We start from the raw sequence: 18,583 nt of genomic DNA, 5'->3' as shown, positions 1-18,583 counted from the left end.
TTTATCGTTAAAGTGATTAATAGATGATGATGGCTATAAGAGATCAAAATAGAACACGACAGAAAAGTTATGTCGCGTTCTATTGATGAAGAAGTAAATTGCTCAGTGTTTTTTTGAGCTAATTCTGAGACGTTACTGTAGAGAAATATCAGGCTTTTTCTTTCACGCCTTCAATGGAAATAATCAGCTCAACGTCTTGAGATTTTGGCCCTAAGTCGCTCTTGATTTTAAAATCTTTCAGTTTGATTTTGCCATTCGCTTCAAAACCCGCACGGTAACCACCCCATGGATCTTTGCCTTCTCCTGTCAATTTGGCATTCAATATTACGGGTTTGGTAACACCATTTAAGGTCAGATCACCGATGATCGTGTAATTCTCACCCGTTTTTTTGACCTCGGTTGAAGTGAATTTAGCTTCTGGATATTTTGTGGTATTTAAAAAATCGGGGCTACGTAAGTGCTTATCACGTTCAGCATGATTAGTATCGAGACTATCTGTCTTAATTGTCACATTGACTTTATCCGTAGCGGGATTTTGTGCATCGAATGTAAATCCGCCATCAAATTTTCTGAAGCTACCGTAGAGCCAGCTTATACCCAAATGTTGGATGCGAAATTCAATGAAGGCGTGTTGACCAGCAGCATCGATTTTATAGTTAGCAGCCATTGCAGAGTGGGTACTCATCAATAAAATGCCTGCTGTCAGGCCAATTAACGTCTTTTTAAACATAATTATTCTCCAGAGTTGCTGTTGTCGGTGTTGAAACCGAACATTCTTTTTAAGGTCGTATCGTGGTTAATAAAGTGGTGTTTTAATGCTGCCAACCCATGTAACAGGGAGAGCACGACAATAATCCAAGCAAGATAAAGATGGATAACCCCAGCCGTATCGGCCTGTATGCCTTGCCCTGATAGGGTCGCAGGAACCTCAAACCATCCAAAAATGCTGATGGGGGCACCATCTGCGGTAGAAATCAGATATCCACTGCCTAAAATGCCAAATAAAACGATATAGAGTGTGAAATGCGTGAGTTTTGAACTGGTACGTGTAAAGTGACTGTAGCTAGCCAGAGGTTTTGGTGGTGGAGAAATAAACCGCCATATGATACGCACGACCATAATCATAAAGATCAATACACCGATACTCTTATGAACTTCCGGCGCGCGATGATACCAAGGATCGTAATAGTTTAATGTCACCATCCATAATCCAAGTGCAAACATCCCATAGACGGCAAGGGCGATTAACCAATGGATGAAAACTGAGATATGACCAAAGCGTGTGTCAGTATTTTTTAACAACATATTGTTTCCTTATTTTTGTCCAATTAAAGCGTGTTAACAGAAAAAAACAGGCCATGAACATCAATGAGAAAGTTTGAATATTATAGTAGATAAAAATAATATTTTATTTCTGTGAGTTTTAAACAAATTATTTGTTTGAGAAATTCAAAAATTATCAATAATAAATTTTAATGATAGGCAATGAGTAAAATAAAGTTGTTTTTTTGTTCTTTTATATCTTATTTGGTTATTTATATATAATCAAATGAAATACACTACCTAATGGATTAAAAATGCAGCGAGATGGCAAGGGAGCAAATTTTCGGAAGTGTAGATAACTAAAAAATTATTTCAGTTATTTCTTTCAGGATTGGTATGAAGTTTTATTTTTATACTTTTAACATTCTCTCTTATTGTAAGGTGTTGTAAGATTTTTAAGCGATTACGTGATTTTTTCATTATAGAGAGAAAAACGATGTATACATTGTGGATAGCTAATAAAAATTATTCTTCCTGGTCATTGCGTCCGTGGGTTCTGCTTAAGGCGCTGGGTATCCCTTTTAACGAACGGCTTAGTTATTTCGAGGACGGCAAAAGTAGTTATAATAAATTTAAGGAATTTTCACCTACAGGATTGGTTCCTTGCCTGGTCGATGGAGATATTACAATTTGGGATTCGTTGGCGATTGCGGAATATCTTGCAGAGGAGCACGTACAGGTATGGCCATTAGATAAAAGGGCCAGAGCGTGGGCAAGAAGTGCAGCAGCAGAAATGCATTCTAGCTTCGCTGCATTGCGTCAAATTTGTGCAATGAATTGCTCCATTAGAACTGAATTAGAGGAAATAACTTCAGATTTACAGCGTGATATCGACAGAATTGATGCTCTTTGGTCAGAAGGATTAACTAAATTTGGTGGTGAATGGCTGGCTGGAGATAAATTCACTGTTGTTGATGCGTTTTATGCACCAGTGGCTCTTCGTGCCCAAAGTTATGGATTGAATTTTTCAGCTATCAGTCAGGAATGGATTGATCGCATGCTGAAACATCCAGCGATGGTGGAATGGGTTTCCGCTGCCATAAAAGAACCGAAATTAGCGCATTAATCCATACTCGATAGCTGTTAGTATTTAATTAAATAATGCTGGCAGCTATTCAATTTAAAATAAAAATAACAAGATAAAATAGGCAAAAAAAAGCTCCGTATCGGAACGGAGCGGGAATGGAAATGGGAAAATGTATTGCAGGTGTATATTAACCCTAATAGATTAAACATGAATTAAATGAAATTTGGGTTGTGAAAATAAAGTGAAAGTATATGGAGATATTGATGTGTCAAATTTGTTTTTACTTTTTGATTTAAATAAATTATTTCTATTTTTTAGAATACTTGGTATGGCCCGTACTGCATATCTAACCTATTTATCAGCACAAACCATACCAAACCAAACATCAATCTCTATCATTGAGATAGTCCTTTCACTCACTTTTAATGGCAGACTGCGTCCCGAATAACTTCCAGTGAAGCTGGGTTTTCAATCAGAGCGATATCGCTTGGCTCACGTCCTTCACAAATGGCTTGCATGGTACGGCGCAGCATCTTTCCTGAGCGAGTTTTCGGTAACTGCGTCACAAAATAGACTCGTGCCGGACGCCCAACACTGCCGATTTTTTTATCTACCACTTCCATCAATGTTTTTTCTAATGCTGAAAAATGGTCAGCATTCTGAATTTGCCGTCCTTCTTTCAGGACAACAAAAGCCACTGCTGCCTGTCCTCTTACTTCATCTTTGATACCAATAACCGCAACTTCCGCCACATCTTCATGGCTGGCGATACACTCTTCGATTTCTCTTGTTCCCAGACGATGGCCTGAAACATTAATCACATCATCGGAACGCCCCAAAATAAAATAGTAACCGTCACTGTCACGGATTCCCCAGTCGAATGTTGAGTATACCTGCTGATCGAAGTGTTCCCAGTACGTATTGATAAAACGACGATTATCGCCATAAATGGTTTGGATACAGCCCGGAGGCAGAGGGCCTTTGATGACCAGCATCCCTTTTTCATTAGCGCTACATTCCTGCCCCGTCAGTTCGTTGATCAGCTTGACGTTAAAACCATATATAGGAAAACCCGTGCTACCAAAACGGCTTGTCCTATCGTCTAAACTTCGTGCAATGGCCATAATTGGCCAACCTGTTTCAGTTTGCCAGTAATTATCAATCACAGGAACGTTAATGGTTTCGGAAATCCAGCGAGCGGTATGCTCATCAAGGGGTTCACCTGCCAAATAGAGTGTTTCAAGTGATGATATATCGCATTGGGAGATGTAATCGGTAGGGTATTTTTTCAGAACGCGGATTGCAGTAGGGGCTGAAAACATCCTTGTGACACGGTATTTTTCGACAATTTGCCACCAAATGCTGGCATCTGGACGTATCGGCAGGCCCTCATACATAATGGTTGCCATGCCTGCGAGCAGAGGGGCATAGACAATATAAGAGTGTCCGACAACCCAGCCGATATCTGATGTGCAAAAGAAAACTCCACCCGTTTTACCGCCAAAAATAACATCCATTGATGTTGCCAAGGCGACCGCATAACCGCCGACATCGCGTTGTACGCCTTTGGGGGTTCCTGTTGTCCCTGATGTATAGAGTACGCAGGAAGTTTCATTGGACTCAAGCCATGTGACGGGAACTTCTGCGTTAAGATACTCTTGCCGTAATGTGGCGAAATCTACGTCCCGTCCTTCCACCCAATTAATCTCAGTCAGCCCACGATTGACCATCAAAACATGGCGGGGAGTATGATTTGCCAACTCGATGGCTTCATCCAATAGCGGTTTGTAGGGAATGATTTTGCCTCCACGGGAACCCGCATCGGCAGAGACGACTAAAACAGGTTCGGCGTTATCGAGTCGGGTGGCGAGGCTATGGGAAGCAAAGCCGCCAAATACTACCGAATGGATCGCCCCAATACGGGCGCAGGCCAGCAAAATAAACAGGGCTTCAGCCACCATTGGCATATAAATAACGACACGATCGCCTTTTTTTACACCCAGTGAGAGCATCATGGCTGCTGCTTGGTTCACTTCTTGATGTAATTCTTTATAGGTGAAAACCCGTTCACTATGTTTTTTAGCCGAAATGGGGGTTTCAGTTGAAATGGCAATAAGCGCCTTAGCATCGGGTTGGCTTTCCAGCCAGCGATCTAATGCGTTGTAACAGAGATTGGTTTTCCCTCCACAGAACCAGCGGGCAAAGGGCGGATTGCTGTGATCCAACACCTGTTCAAAAGGCTGCTGCCAATGTATTCGTTTGGCCTGTTCAGCCCAAAAAGCAGCGGGATCATCAATCGAATGCTGATAGAAATCTTGAAATGACATAATCTCTCCTTGCACTATTCAGATACTATGCAGATGAGAGGCGGCTTTTAGAATGGAAGCCGCCGATAGCGATATAATATCTATTGGGTATAGGTTATATAACGTACAAATCGAGGTATTCGTTCACGGGGACATCTCTTAATGACATAAGGTCAAGAGAGATCGTTAGGATTTTTTGTTGTTGTTCTTCCGGGAAGCGGCGCGCTAGATTGGTTTTGAATTTTTCCTCTAAAAGAGGGATACCATCTTTGCGGCGGCGGGCGTGTCCAATCGGGAATTCGACTTTCACTTCATCAAGCTGAGTGCCATCGGTAAATGTCAGAGTCAGCGCGTTGGCAATGGAGCGTTTTTCTGGGTCATGATAATCGAAAGTGAAATCGGGATCTTCGACGCAGACTATTTTTTCTCGCAAAGCATCAATACGGGGATCGGTGGCGATATTACCCTCATAATCCGCAGCCGTCAGGCGGCCAAAAATCAGTGGAATGGCAACCATATATTGAATGCAGTGATCCCTGTCTGCCGGATTATTCAGAGGGCCATGTTTATCGATAATTCTGATACAGGCTTCATGGGTACGGATAGTGATTTGGGCGATATCTTCGACACTTTTACCCCACTCTTTCAGTTGTTGATGTAGCATCATTGCTGCTTCAACGGCGGTCTGTGAGTGAAATTCAGCCGGAAAAGAAATTTTAAACAGCACATTTTCCATCACATAAGAGCCATAGGAACGCTGGAATGTGAAGGGATGGCCATTGAACAGCACATCATAAAACCCCCAGGTTTCTGCTGTTAATACGGAAGGGTATCCCATCTCGCCTTTTTGCGCTATCAGAGCCAGACGTACTGCGCGAGATGTGGCATCTCCCGCCGCCCAGGATTTGCGAGAACCTGTGTTGGGCGCATGGCGATAGGTTCTCAGAGACTGTCCGTCAACCCATGCGAGCGATACCGCGCTTAATATCTCCTCTCGGGATAAACCCAGCATTTGAGCGACAACCGCTGTGGAGGCCACTTTAACTAATACCACATGATCCAACCCAACTTTATTGAAGGCATTCTCCAATGCCAGACAGCCTTGGATTTCGTGCGCCTTAATCATGGCGGTCAGTACATCCCACACGGTTAAGGGGGCTTCACCACGGGCAACTGCGTTTCTTGATAACCAGTCGGCAGTAGCCAGTATTCCGCCCAGATTATCAGACGGATGTCCCCATTCCGCTGCCAGCCACGTGTCGTTGAAATCCAGCCAGCGGATCATCGCACCAATATTAAATGCCGCCTGAACAGGATCAAGTTGGAACTGAGTCCCCGGTACACGCGCACCATTGGGCACAAGTGTTCCCGGCACAATTGGCCCCAATAATTTTGTGCAGGCAGGGTATTCCAGTGCTTCCAAACCACAACCCAATGTATCGAGAAGACAGTGGTGGGCGGTGGCGTAAGCAATCGGGGATACGACAATATAGTCCATGACATAATCCACAATATCCACAATCACTTGGTCGTACTCTGGGCGGTTGTTAACAACTGAGGTTGACATAATCAATCCTTAAATTGGATATACCCGTCGTCTTTCAAGTCGCAGCTTTGTTGGCTGCGCTGCATTTTGAAATCCATTGGATATGTATTTATGTTGTTCAATCAAATGGCTTAACCACGTTGGTCAATGGGTATAAATTTAAGATCCTCAGGGCCGGTATAGTTGGCCGAAGGACGGATAATTTTATTATCGATGCGTTGTTCAATGATGTGGGCTGCCCAGCCAGAAGTCCGGGCAATTACAAACAATGGTGTAAACATTGCTGTGGGAACGCCCATCATGTGATAGGAAACCGCAGAAAACCAATCGAGGTTAGGGAACATTTTTTTGTTATCCCACATCACGGACTCAATCCGATCGGCAATGTCATACATTTGTGTCATTCCAGCTTCTTGGGAAAGTTGCAAGGAAATTTCTTTAATCACTTTATGGCGTGGATCGGAAACGGTATAAACGGGATGACCGAAGCCGATGATGACTTCTTTTCTTTCCAAACGAGAGAGGATATCGGCTTCGGCTTGGTCTGGAGAATCATAACGCTGCTGGATTTCAAACGATACTTCGTTCGCACCACCGTGCTTAGGCCCTCGCAGGGCACCAATGCCGCCGATAATGGCAGAGTAAATATCTGATCCCGTACCTGCGATGACTCGGCTGGTAAAAGTCGAAGCATTAAATTCATGCTCGGCATACAAAATCAGGGAGGTATGCATGGCTTTTTCCCATGACGCCCGTGGTTTTTTTCCATGCAGGAGATGGAGAAAATGCCCGCCGATAGAATCATCATCCGTTTCAACTTCGATACGACGCCCATTGTGGCTGTGATGATACCAATAAAGCAGTATCGAGCTGAGGGAAGCCAGCAAGCGATCGGCGATATCGCGAGCGCCCGCGAGGTTGTGATCTGTTTTTTCTGGCAGAGTACAACCTAAAACAGAAACGCCCGTGCGCATCACATCCATCGGATGCGCGACTGCTGGCAGAGCCTCTAATGCGGATTTAACACTGCTTGGCAGCCCACGTAATGATTTCAACTTAGCCTTATAGGATGATAACTCTGCGCGTGAAGGAAGTTTATCGTGGATGAGCAGATAGGCGATTTCTTCAAACTCACAATGCGTGGCTAAATCGAGAATATCATAACCACGATAGTGCAAATCATTGCCATTTTTTCCGACTGTACAGAGCGCTGTATTGCCCGCCGTCACTCCGGACAGAGCAACAGATTTTTTAGGTTTGGATAGCTTTGATTCAGGCGATCCCGTTGTCGTATTTTGCTTACTCATAAGTATCACCCTTGCTGTTTTTTTGGGAAAGTTTTTTATGGGAAAACAAGACATCCAGTTTTTGTTCAAAAGCGTAGTAATTGATGCTTTCATAAAGTTCATTACGGGTTTGCATCATATCGATAACGTTTTTCTGTGTGCCATCGCGACGTAGGGCGGTATAGACCTGTTCGGCTGCTTTATTCATGGCCCGAAATGCAGAGAGTGGATAAAGGGCGATAGCGACATCTACGCTTTTTAATTCTTCGGTTGTAAAGAGCGGAGTAGCACCGAATTCGGTAATATTTGCCAAGATGGGAACGTGTGTTCTTGAAGCGAATTTCTTATACATATGCAGTTCTGTAATGGCTTCAGGGAACAGCATATCCGCGCCTGCTTCAATATAGGCGGCGGCCCTGTCCAGGGCAGCATCCAATCCTTCCATCGCTAATGCATCAGTGCGTGCCATAATGACAAAATTAGTATCTGTACGAGCATCAACGGCAGCTTTGATACGATCTACCATCTCCTCTTTGGAAACGATTTCTTTATTCGGACGATGGCCGCAGCGCTTAGCTCCGACTTGGTCCTCAATATGAATACCCGCAGCACCTGCTTTAATAATAGAGCGTACAGTGCGGGCAACATTGAACGCCGAAGAACCAAAACCGATATCCGCATCCACGAGTAGCGGTAAATCACATACGTCTGTGATGCGCCGGATATCAGTCAACACATCATCCAGTGTCGAGATACCTAAATCCGGTAGACCCAGCGAGCCGGCGGAAACTCCGCCACCTGAAAGATAAATGGCCTTATAACCTGCTCGTTTTGCCAGCAGTGCATGGTTCGCATTGATAGTCCCGACAACTTGTAACGGAGATTCGGCTTTTATCGCCTGTCGGAAGGCCAATCCTGAAGAAGAAAATGCCATACATAACCTCATTGTTACTTAAATGAAACTAATTTGTATTTAAATGTTATTAAAGCAAAGTGTATGCCAATATTTAAATAATAGAGAAATAATTAGAATTTCATCATGAGGTTGTTATTTTTTTTGTTTTAAATTAATAAGATATTTATTTATTGGAGAGTTTCATGGTATGTGTGCATCCATTGATTATAATGTGTTCATGTTTCATATTTAATCTGTTAATGTTTCATTTTTGTTTCAAATTAAAATAGTGAAACATTGAGATGACATTATTGAAATAGAAAACATTGAAAGAGAAAAGGAGGGAGAAATATGGCATCAACACATGCAGAGGAACGTGATAATAAACCCGTGATCTGGACAGTCTCCGTTTCCAGACTTTTCGAGCTTTTTCGCGATATTACGCCAGAATTTGATCATCAAGCTGATATCACCCCGATCCAACTGGGTTTTGAACATGCCGTGCAACATATTCGCAAACGTCTGGAGACAGAACATTGTGATGCTGTGATTTGTGCAGGATCTAATGGTGCATATTTGAAAAGCCGATTATCTATACCGATGATTATCGTCAAAGCCAGTGGGTTTGATTTTATGCGGGCATTGGCTCGCGCTCGGCAAATCAGCACCCAAATTGGTGTTATTACTTACCAGAATACCCTGCCGGCATTAGAAGAGTTTCAGCAGCGTTTTAACCTGCGAATTGAACAGCGTAGTTATGTAACAGAGGAAGATGCCAGAACGCAAGTTAATGCCTTAAAAGCGAAAGGGATCAAAGTGATAGTTGGTGCAGGATTGATTACTGATCTTGCCTATGAAGCAGAGCTGGTGGGTGTTTTTATCTATTCTGCGGACTCCATCCGGCAAGCATTTCAGGATGCCTTGGAAGTCGCCAGAATGACCAAACTCAATCAGGCGATAATTTCGCCTTATCCTACGGAAGATAAACTTCGCACTCGCCATACAATCAGCGATATTAGAGGGAATTCTGTGGCGATGGAGCATGTACGTAATACGATCATGCTGTATTCCCGTTCAGCGGCCACAGTTTTGATTCAGGGAGAAAGTGGTACAGGAAAAGAGCTGGTGGCTCAGGCTATTCATCATGAATATGCCTTGCGTCATGGGCCGTTAGCGGGTAAGCATCCACGACCATTTGTTGCTGTTAACTGCGGCGCGATTACAGAGTCTTTGCTGGAGGCAGAGCTGTTTGGTTATGAAGAAGGTGCATTTACCGGCTCTCGGCGTGGTGGACGAGCGGGACTGTTTGAAGTTGCACACAGGGGAACGTTATTTCTGGATGAAATTGGTGAAATGCCATTGCCTTTGCAAACGCGGTTATTAAGGGTACTGGAAGAAAAATCCGTCGTCAGGGTTGGCGGGTATCGCCCGATTGCTGTTGATGTGCGCATCATCTGTGCGACTCATTGCGATTTGGATACATGGGTGCGTGAAGGACGTTTTCGGACAGATCTATTCTATCGTTTGAGTGTATTGCGAATTAATGTACCGGCTTTGCGAGAAAGAGGAAATGATATTGGTTTGCTGGCGGAGGAATACCTACAACGGGCATTTGCGACCCTTAATTTATCCGTTTCATCAGTGAGAATAGGGGAACTTTCTGCTTGTCACAAAGCGCTACAATCTTATCATTGGCCGGGAAATGTGCGTGAGCTACGTAATTTGATGGAGCGAATAGCGCTTTATTTGAGTGCTCATCCGGAACAAACACTGACACCAGAATTGATATTATCACTTTCACCTGAGCGTCATATTGATATCAGTACTATAAACAGCAGCATGAAAAAAACTCAAATTGAGCCATCTTTTCTTAGAGAAGCGCCTTCTGCACATGATATTTCCGTACATGATATCATGGCGCGTTTTTCAGGGAATCGACGGGCGGCTGCGGAATATTTGGGAATTAGTCGCACGACGTTATGGCGGAGATTGAAGGAAGAACAGGGAAAAAATTAATTGGAGTAGTTAATCATTATGGTTAATAAAATGATAATAATGGCGAAAATTATGAAAAAAATCCTTTCCAATTTTTTTCCTCTTTTTCAGGAATAAATTCGTCAGGATGGGATAATAAATATTGATTTGCCATTTTTTCTTTTCCAGTATCATCAAGTAACATTTAATTATGCAAAAATTTTATTTTACCCATAATCTGTTGAGGTCTAAGGATACAATCCATATCACAGTAAATAACAAGATCACAGTTTGATTTTTCAGTTATAAAATAGAGATGCCCAGCATTGAATTGATGAAAAAATTTGGATTTTGATCTATTATATTTTGGATTTTTTCTGATGAGTCAGGATAAGCAGTGACATAAAGATTTTTATATTATTCAGGGTTGTTATGTATTGTAACATGATCGCTTCCTGTTTCTTAATATGTTAGATTAATCCAAAAATTAGCAGAGCTAAATTCATTATAAAAGTCAATTAAGAGTTTTTCTTGATCTTCTTCTGTGGTTCTACCCGAGAATTTATTCCATGTATCTAGCAAGGTATTTGACATAAGAGTTATATTCTAGGTTAATAATTTAAATAATCTATTTAATATGGATTTTTTAAAGCTTATTTATAAAAATAATCAGTTAAACAACCAGGTATATTGAAATAACTTAATTGGGAGCTCGCATTGATTTAATCATTTTAATGACAAATTCCGTGTTTTACCAATGCTAATTAACGTTTTATTAGGTGAATAACGGCCGTTAATTAATTTTTATTTGCCAATAAATGGGCATACCGTTTCATATCGATATTTCCGCCACTTAAAATAATCCCGATACGTTGCCCTTTCAACTGTTCCCGTATCGCTTTTGCAGCAGCAAACCCTAAGCAAGCTGTAGGCTCGACAATGGTTTTCATTCGTTCAGCTAAAAAATACATGGCATCGATCAATTCATCATCTGAAGCTGTCAGAATATCTTCAACCAAATGGTGAATGATGGCAAAAGTATGTTGCCCCAAATGTTGAGTTTATGCACCATCTGCAATGGTTTCTGGCGTATCAATATGGACGATTTTACCTTGTCTAAAGGATTGCTGACCATCATTACCCGTAGCGGGTTCTACGCCGAATACTCGACATGAAGGTGATAGCTGAGCGGCTGAAAGTGCAGAGCCTGATAGCAAACCACCGCCGCCGAGAGGCATAAATAAGGCATCCAGTTCACCCACTTTTTCAAACAGCTCTTTGGCAGCAGTGCCTTGGCCTGCAATGATATGTGGGTGATCGAAAGGTGGGATTAGCGTCATGCCATGTTTTTCTGCTAATTGGTGGCCTATTTCTTCACGATCTTCAGTATATCTATCGTAAAAAATAATTTTTCCACCGTAACCCTGTGTGGCAATGATCTTAGCTTGAGGCGCATCTTGTGGCATGACTATTGTAGCGGTAATTCCCAGTAACTTTGCTGCTAATGCAATTGCCTGTGAATGATTACCCGATGAAAAAGTAACAACACCTGCTTTTTTCTGCTCATTATTAAATTGGCACAGGGCATTCATAGCACCACGAAATTTGAATTCCCCCGTCTTTTGATAATTTTCACACTTAAAATAGACTTGTGCGTTGAAAATTTCATTAACTGTGGTTGATGTGAAAACGGGAGTCTTATTGATATATGGTTTGATACGAGAGAGAGCTTCAGCGATTGCATTGTAATCGGGAACAAATTTCATTATTTGAGCCTCCAGTGCTTGATTTCAATAGATCCAATGTAATCACAATATTATGATTAATACTGAGATGATTATCATCATTGTGATATTTTTAAAATTTAATATATTCCTGTGGTATCCAGCCGGCTTCTCCTGATTTCTTATAACCCCAATACCAGCCATTCAATAATCGCTCTAAATACAAATACTCTCCAGATTTAACTGTTAATTCATGAGCTATATAATTTTCGTTGCAGATCGCTGTATCAGGAGCAATGAAGTGTAAAATTTGCTGGGGAACCCAGCCACTAACATCTGAAGAATTAGTCGTCCAAACCCAGTAAGGGTATTCAATATCGCTATGACTGGTGGAAACGATATCTCCAGCTTGTAATTTAATTGGATTTGGGTAAGCACTAATATAATCATAAGCTACAATAACTTCTCTCTGCATTTTTACTCCAAATGTTGACCAATTCAGTGGTTAAAATGAGAATTATAAATTATACAAAAAATTAGATTGTATCGATATACTTCATAGTTTATTGAAGTATACATTATCACGTAGGGTTAATGACAAGAATATTATAGATAAATGTATAAGATGCGTCTAAGAAATTACACATGAAATTTTGTCTTTTGTTATTATTTATGTGAATATTGTTGTATTGATTATAATTTATGGTTATCAAATTTGCTGTTTTTTTGATGGTTAAAATTAATTATCATTTAACTAAATAAGGATGACTCGATTTAATTGAAGCAAGAGTAATGGGAAAATAATATATCTATCAGATTTTAAGTGATAATGATTCATTAATAGATGGAGCTTATACTCAATTGATTTCGAATTGCATATAATCAATATTTGAATAAATCTCTAGGCATATAGTGAAGTATGTGGCTGAATGAAGACAACCAAAGAAGCAACTTGCAAGGTGAAGGATAAGGATATGGTAACTACAGACTATAGGCAGGAACACTTTGGCAAAATCATAATTATCCGATTAGCTAATATTTTGGACTTTGAGACTCTGAATGTTATCGATACAGTTTCCTTGCATGACGAGCACCGTTTAAACCAAATTAAAAATTGGATTAAAAGTCAGTTCTGTCATGTAATCGAGGTTGATGGCAAAGTAGTGGCATATGGGGTTCTGCATTATAATTTCTTCAACTGTGGTTTTATAGAAATATTGATGGTTGGCGTGGAAGGGCGCAGGCGAGGACTTGGTTTAGCACTCGTTAACTATTTGAAATCAATCTGCACCTGTTCAAAGCTATTCACCTCTACAAATCAGTCTAATGAACCGATGCAATTCTTACTAAGAAAAGCTGGATTTAGGGAAAGCGGCTATATAGAAAATCTTGATGAAGATCCTGAATTGGTATTTTTTTGGAAAAAATAATTGATGGGAAAAATCCGGAAAACTCGGTATGGAATATAAGGCAGATTGTTCAAGATTTAGGTTTGGATAGGTGGCTACCAGCAAATGACTGTCCAGAATAAACGAAATATTTGGGTAGCTGAAGATTAAGCGATCCCTTGCTCACCTGTTTACTGGCTGGCTCCAGCTATCCCTGACAAGAGACATGGAGTGATAATCTGCTGCTGAATGAGTAATTACTGACGGTCATTGAGCAGTGCAATCTGGATAAGCAGGCGATAAGGTAGAATTGAAAGTGAGCGCATAAAAGCAAATAAGTAGCTCCTAACCAGACAAAGGTTTCAACAAACAGAACGCGAAATAGAAAATAAAGTTTGCTATATCAGTAAAGGTATGAGTTAATAACTTCGTCGGTTTGGAAGTACAGACCTATTTATGACAAGCAAGTTTAAAGCAGTTCACCATTAAGCGTTATCTTAGATATCCCTTCATTGCGAATTCCTTCTAATTAGTTCCCATAAGTACGTACAAATTAAAAACAAACCTTATTCTGCCTTATGGCAACTCAAAAAATTTAAAGGAATTCATATGTCTAATACAATGACTGGTTTAGTAAAATGGTTTAATAACGATAAAGGCTTCGGTTTTATCTCTCCAAAAGATGGCAGCAAAGATGTGTTTGTTCACTATTCTGCAATCCAAGGCAATGATTTTAAAAGCTTAGATGAAGGGCAAGAAGTTTCATTTACCATCGAAAATGGTATGAAAGGCCCAGCGGCTGCAAATGTGGTGCCTCTTTAAGGCGACATCTGTTTCAGATGCCTATGCTGTAAAGGCTCACAGTATCGGAGATATCTCTTTGATATATCAGAGAGTAACTCATACAGAGCGAAATGTATTTTCTGTAAAGCAGTTATGTTGCCTGTTTAAATAGAAATACATTCAGATAGTTAAACCTCGCAAATGCGGGGTTTTTTATTGCCTGAAAATCTGTTGTGGTCAATAAAAATTGGTCACTAACTTAGAGTTTTCCCAAAATAATCATTCTGATTGGTTGGGTGTCAACCCCTTGTTCAGGGCGGGATTCCACTTTGTATTTAATTTAATCAAAGATAAGCTGACCACGGAATTCCCCTGACCACGTTGCTCTTCGACGTTTAGCAGCCTAGCTATCCTTTATACTGGTATTTTGTTTAATCACATTTAACACAATTCGGTTAAAAAGTGCTATTTGTGTTGCACCATCAGGATCTTTGAGTGATAGGGTAGACATATTAAATACACCGAGCTATTTTTAACCAAACCTCTTAAAGAGGGTAGCCTCTGAGTTTATTCCCATGCCTTCGCTTCAAACGGAACGATGATATATAACTAAACCTGCACTATGCAGGAGATAAGGAATATCAATTAGTTAAAGGTGATTTTACGTGAAAAGGCCGCATTAAGCAGCCTTGAATTCAGGGTGTGGATTTATTTCCAGTTGAGGCAAAAATGCAGTGTATTACCTTCATTTTGTTTCAGCAGGTTGCCTAAATTATTGATATACTTTCCAACGAATTCGTATTCCTGCTTACCAGTCAGAGGATAATCTGTAGCGCTTCCCAAATGATAAGTTGTACCGCCAACAGTGACTGTGAGATTTTTTGCAAATAATGCTACCATCTTCTGATAACCTGCTTGATTTATACTAGAGGAAACTCTGATATAAATTCCCCTATCTGAATTAGCACTATCCCACTGTACGAAATATGAAAAGTTCGTAATATCAGTTGTATTTTTGACGTTAGTTAAAGTACCGAAAGGATTTGTAGAGGTTTTCGTTGTCAGCAAGATATCCCCACATTGCTTCTAAATGCCCCCATGTCCCAGTCCCTACCTCAAGATCAAAAGACAGCATGCATTCAACTGGTGTTACTTTGGACACTAATTCCCAATCACAAGTCATCATATCGTCTTGCGTAGGCTGCCAAGATATAAGCTCACTATTTTTCTCAACTATTCCTATCTGAGGCGGAATATTTTTACCATCACCGCTCGTTGAACTAGGAATAAGTTTTATATATTCACTAGAAGAGCTCCAATCATCACGACGAACCCAGAGCCCTAAATACACTTGAATAATTGTCCACGGAAAGTACCTACTGGCGCACCTACACTATCATTAAATTCAACAGATTTAATTTTAGGCTCAATCGCTTCGTACTCAACAGATTTAATCTTAACTTTAAATTGCTCAGGATCAAACGGACATTGTTTATTATCCAGCTTATTAACATCAGACATAAATCCCTCACTTTATTATTTGTTAAAGGTCATTTCATCCTACTGCTAACTAGCCAGTTAATATTACTGAGGTCAGGTTGTTATCTCAATTGAATAGCCTGTAACAGAATCAATACGCCTTAAAATAGGGCAGCGCATTATAAAGTTTATCTGTTAATCAAGTGCGTGATTCAGTGAGGTGTATATTTGAAGTTTGGTGCTGGTATGAGCTTAATCTATAGGGATCGAGATGCTGCTCATATCAACCAAAATCACATCTAACACACTGATTTAAATATGGTATGTAGTGCTGCCTGCCCCGATCTAACCACTTGAATTTGTTCCGTTATGAGAGCCTCTTTATTGATGATTTAATAAATTACTTAGATTCTCGTGGTATTAATTTTCATCAGTTGTGAGACAAATTCTATTAATTCCCCGCCTGTCATTTTATGTCATCCTGCCAACAAAACATGCTACCTATCAAATATTAGTCAAGCCGTACTTTCCCGTATTGATGAACCCTTTTATTGATGTTCACCGGCGGAGAAGTCTCCCACCGCCTTCATGTTATTTAGCAATGTGTATTGTTGATTAGATGAGGGAATGAATATGCAAGATAAGAAGCCTGAAGTATACGTTTCAGAAGATAGCAATCTGGTTACTGTTACCACGCCAGAATATGTCAAAGAATCAATCAAAGAAGCCATTGCAGAACATGCTGCGAGCCGTAATCACCCCTATGCCACTCAGGTAGAGCCGGGATTTGTGACACTAAGTAATGAGACAGACAGTGACAGTGAGATAACCGCTGCAACCTCTAAAGCGGTTAAGAAAGCATACGATCTCGCTAATACAGCTAACCAAAATGCCTTTAACAATAACTCAGATCTCTATTTGGAAAAGAAGCAGAACGGGGCTGATATTCCGGATAAAGCGGAGTTTGTAAATAATATCGGACTACGAAATACAGTCAATCAAGCGCTGAATGCGGTACCTAACAGCCGTTCAATAAATGGAAAGTCTCTGGCGACCGACATCCATTTGATGGCAAAAGATGTTACAGCCGTCAGTGCTAACGCCTTGGGGGGCGTGAATTCCAGTGCTCCCTTTCAGCACTTTTTATCAACAGGGTTCGCTGTTGTTAATATTCCACAGGCTGACAAGGTTCCTGATTTTCCCATAGGTCTGTATAGCTTTGGTATATTGGAAGTGCAAGGTGATTATTCCGTTGTTACACAGCGTTATACATCACATATCGGGGAAATTGCAATACGCCAATCATGGGATGAAGGTCGCAGCTGGCATGGTTGGTACACCATTAGGGGAACAGCCAATACATATGCTACTAGCAGCAGCATTATCAAAAAAAAATCATCTACAATTTTAATTTACTCAGATGGTACATCTACTACTAGTGATAAATTTGAAGGTGTTACTACTGAGCGTATTTCTAAAGGAGTTTATCTTATTAAAGGAACCTCTGGATTTAATACTGATGGCATACAAAGCGACACAGATAGCGATATTGAAATACCATTATCTAAAAACAAATTACCGCTAATTTGGATCGATCATAACATTCTACCCGATGACTCCATTAAATTAATGACCTACCACCGCGAACACTCAGATGCTCCTGCATTCGCCAAAAATATACGTGAAGGCTACTCTGACGGTGATTTAATCGATATTCCTGATAGCAGATTTATTTCTGTTCGAGTGCAAATGCCTACTAGTAAGGATGAAGCATCACAGGCTTAATGCTTCTGATAATTCTAAATCGAATTTAGACACGGATGTCTAATCAATCCCTTGCATAAATATCACAAGTTTTCTATCACCTACAGCACACACCAAAGTGCAAAGACTTGTCAGTATCCTGTCCTCATGTTTCCCGTGTCAGAATGAAGGCTTTACCTAATGAAAAATAAGCCCCATATTGGTTACTCACTCCCCAGCTTCCTTTCATAAAGCCTCATCAAACGGCGGTATCTCATGATATTGCCGCTTCCTGTCTGTCGTTAATTTATAGTGAATCTTATTGTTTCTTATTTTGCATCATTAATTTTGTTTGTTGCATATATTGCAATAATATAGCTGTATAAATTATCAGCTAAGTTCGAAGTTTGCTGGGAAGAATTTCAATAACAGAAAACTAAGGAATCAACGTGGAAAAGACTAAAGTCGTTCAATTAAGCAGACGCATTGAAAGCAATAACGACAAAGAAGTTTATGAAGAAATTCATTTTCGTGAACCAGTATTAATTGAGGTTGAACAATTTTACGAAATGGATAAAAAATCCAATCTGTTGGCAGCTATGAGGCTGCTAATTGCCTTGGTGTCGCCAGTGCCTGAGACCGTCCTGAAAAAAATGGCTATCACCGATTTTCGCAAATGTGAGGAATTCTTGACAGGTTTTTTGGCCTACACACCCTCCAACAATGGCAACAATTAGCCGCGGACGTTACCTACTTTTATCGCTGGGGGTCACAAGATGCGTGGCTCCTGATGCTGACGATGCCCAACAGTCCGTTCAAAATTTATTTAACACACTTAATGCGGCACAAAGAGGGGAAAATCCCGCCGTACTGTCAGAGTTAAATAAACTTAAGATCCCGATACACACCACCAAAGAGGGTTCGGCGGATACTATTCCGACCTTATTAGAAATAGCGAAAGCCTTCCCCAATCAGCCGTCTGAAACCCAATTCAGGCTAGCCAATAAACTGGTCATGTATTAAATAGTTAGTTGTTGTGATATGCTTCCCGCCTTTTAAGGGTAAAGCATGGCCAAAGCTGACGTCTATTGCCGTTATTGTCACAAATC

Annotated in this window: 15 protein-coding genes and 3 pseudogenes; 8 read left to right on the top strand and 10 right to left on the bottom strand. The window is 40.7% G+C overall.

All coding sequences use genetic code 11. From position 1 onward, the window contains the following. Positions 1–148 precede the first annotated feature (148 nt). Together Xhom_RS20970 and Xhom_RS20965 are read right to left on the bottom strand one after the other, a co-directional pair. On the bottom strand, positions 149–730 hold the full coding sequence (locus tag Xhom_RS20970) for a YceI family protein (protein WP_069314944.1): 582 nt from the start codon (positions 728–730) through the stop codon (positions 149–151). 2 nt (positions 731–732) lie between these two features. Then, on the bottom strand, positions 733–1,305 hold the full coding sequence (locus tag Xhom_RS20965) for a cytochrome b (RefSeq protein ID WP_069314945.1): 573 nt from the start codon (positions 1,303–1,305) through the stop codon (positions 733–735). A gap of 454 nt (positions 1,306–1,759) precedes the next feature. Between Xhom_RS20965 and Xhom_RS20960 the strand changes: the two genes are divergently transcribed. Beyond that, the gene (locus Xhom_RS20960) at positions 1,760–2,389 is read left to right on the top strand and encodes a glutathione S-transferase family protein (RefSeq protein ID WP_069314946.1); all 630 of its coding nucleotides are present in this window, start codon (positions 1,760–1,762) and stop codon (positions 2,387–2,389) included. A gap of 383 nt (positions 2,390–2,772) precedes the next feature. Here Xhom_RS20960 and Xhom_RS20955 read toward each other — a convergent pair whose 3' ends face one another. From Xhom_RS20955 to prpB, 4 genes are all read right to left on the bottom strand, one after another. Beyond that, positions 2,773–4,677 (bottom strand): propionate--CoA ligase, encoded by a 1,905-nt coding sequence (locus tag Xhom_RS20955; protein WP_069314947.1) that lies wholly within the window; start codon positions 4,675–4,677, stop codon positions 2,773–2,775. A 94-nt stretch (positions 4,678–4,771) separates the two neighbouring features. Then, a complete protein-coding gene (locus Xhom_RS20950; protein WP_069314948.1) occupies positions 4,772–6,223 on the bottom strand; it encodes a bifunctional 2-methylcitrate dehydratase/aconitate hydratase in 1,452 nt (483 codons plus the stop codon). A gap of 110 nt (positions 6,224–6,333) precedes the next feature. Continuing rightward, positions 6,334–7,509: a bifunctional 2-methylcitrate synthase/citrate synthase gene (gene prpC / locus Xhom_RS20945; RefSeq protein WP_069314949.1), complete on the bottom strand. Its 1,176-nt coding sequence runs from the start codon at positions 7,507–7,509 to the stop codon at positions 6,334–6,336. Beyond that, positions 7,502–8,422 carry a methylisocitrate lyase gene (gene prpB / locus Xhom_RS20940; RefSeq protein WP_069314950.1) on the bottom strand — a complete coding sequence of 307 codons (921 nt, stop codon included), beginning with the start codon at positions 8,420–8,422 and terminating at the stop codon, positions 7,502–7,504. Before prpB ends, prpC begins: the two co-directional genes overlap by 8 nt. A gap of 312 nt (positions 8,423–8,734) precedes the next feature. On the opposite strand from prpB, the gene prpR reads away from it, so the two are divergent. After that, positions 8,735–10,399: a propionate catabolism operon regulatory protein PrpR gene (gene prpR / locus Xhom_RS20935; protein WP_069314951.1), complete on the top strand. Its 1,665-nt coding sequence runs from the start codon at positions 8,735–8,737 to the stop codon at positions 10,397–10,399. A 755-nt stretch (positions 10,400–11,154) separates the two neighbouring features. Here prpR and Xhom_RS20930 read toward each other — a convergent pair. Both Xhom_RS20930 and Xhom_RS20925 read right to left on the bottom strand, forming a co-directional pair. Beyond that, a pseudogene (locus tag Xhom_RS20930) lies at positions 11,155–12,123 on the bottom strand (threo-3-hydroxy-L-aspartate ammonia-lyase). 91 nt (positions 12,124–12,214) lie between these two features. Next, positions 12,215–12,556 (bottom strand): SH3 domain-containing protein, encoded by a 342-nt coding sequence (locus Xhom_RS20925; protein ID WP_069314952.1) that lies wholly within the window; start codon positions 12,554–12,556, stop codon positions 12,215–12,217. 454 nt (positions 12,557–13,010) lie between these two features. Between Xhom_RS20925 and Xhom_RS20920 the strand changes: the two genes are divergently transcribed. The 3 genes from Xhom_RS20920 (at position 13,011) to ymcF (ending at position 14,420) form a co-directional block, all read left to right on the top strand. Beyond that, entirely contained in the window at positions 13,011–13,511 is a 501-nt protein-coding gene (locus Xhom_RS20920) for a GNAT family N-acetyltransferase (RefSeq protein WP_232326206.1), read from the top strand. Positions 13,512–14,078: 567 nt separating this feature from the next. Continuing rightward, entirely contained in the window at positions 14,079–14,291 is a 213-nt protein-coding gene (gene cspE, locus Xhom_RS20915) for a transcription antiterminator/RNA stability regulator CspE (protein WP_069314953.1), read from the top strand. A 6-nt stretch (positions 14,292–14,297) separates the two neighbouring features. Further along, positions 14,298–14,420 (top strand): cold shock small protein YmcF, encoded by a 123-nt coding sequence (gene ymcF, locus Xhom_RS46780; protein ID WP_418384955.1) that lies wholly within the window; start codon positions 14,298–14,300, stop codon positions 14,418–14,420. 172 nt (positions 14,421–14,592) lie between these two features. Here the strand turns inward: ymcF and Xhom_RS20910 are convergent. Continuing rightward, positions 14,593–14,754, bottom strand: a pseudogene (locus Xhom_RS20910) (ISAs1 family transposase); the annotation flags it as partial. Between the two features lie 206 nt (positions 14,755–14,960). Further along, positions 14,961–15,773: pseudogene (locus tag Xhom_RS49775) on the bottom strand (Thoeris anti-defense Tad2 family protein). A 591-nt stretch (positions 15,774–16,364) separates the two neighbouring features. Between Xhom_RS49775 and Xhom_RS37690 the strand changes: the two are divergent. From Xhom_RS37690 to Xhom_RS20880, 3 genes are all read left to right on the top strand, one after another. Continuing rightward, on the top strand, positions 16,365–17,516 hold the full coding sequence (locus tag Xhom_RS37690; RefSeq protein WP_232326208.1) for a phage tail fiber protein: 1,152 nt from the start codon (positions 16,365–16,367) through the stop codon (positions 17,514–17,516). Positions 17,517–17,923: 407 nt separating this feature from the next. Further along, complete coding sequence (locus tag Xhom_RS20885) at positions 17,924–18,211, top strand: phage tail assembly protein (RefSeq protein ID WP_099139836.1); 288 nt, start codon at positions 17,924–17,926, stop codon at positions 18,209–18,211. 43 nt (positions 18,212–18,254) lie between these two features. After that, a complete protein-coding gene (locus tag Xhom_RS20880) occupies positions 18,255–18,497 on the top strand; it encodes a hypothetical protein (protein ID WP_069314957.1) in 243 nt (80 codons plus the stop codon). Positions 18,498–18,583 lie beyond the last annotated feature (86 nt).

It is taken from the genome of Xenorhabdus hominickii (genome assembly GCF_002632725.1).
GTDB lineage: Bacteria > Pseudomonadota > Gammaproteobacteria > Enterobacterales > Enterobacteriaceae > Xenorhabdus > Xenorhabdus hominickii.
Note: the sequence above shows the minus strand (reverse complement) of the source record. Positions and strands in the feature narration are given on the sequence as shown.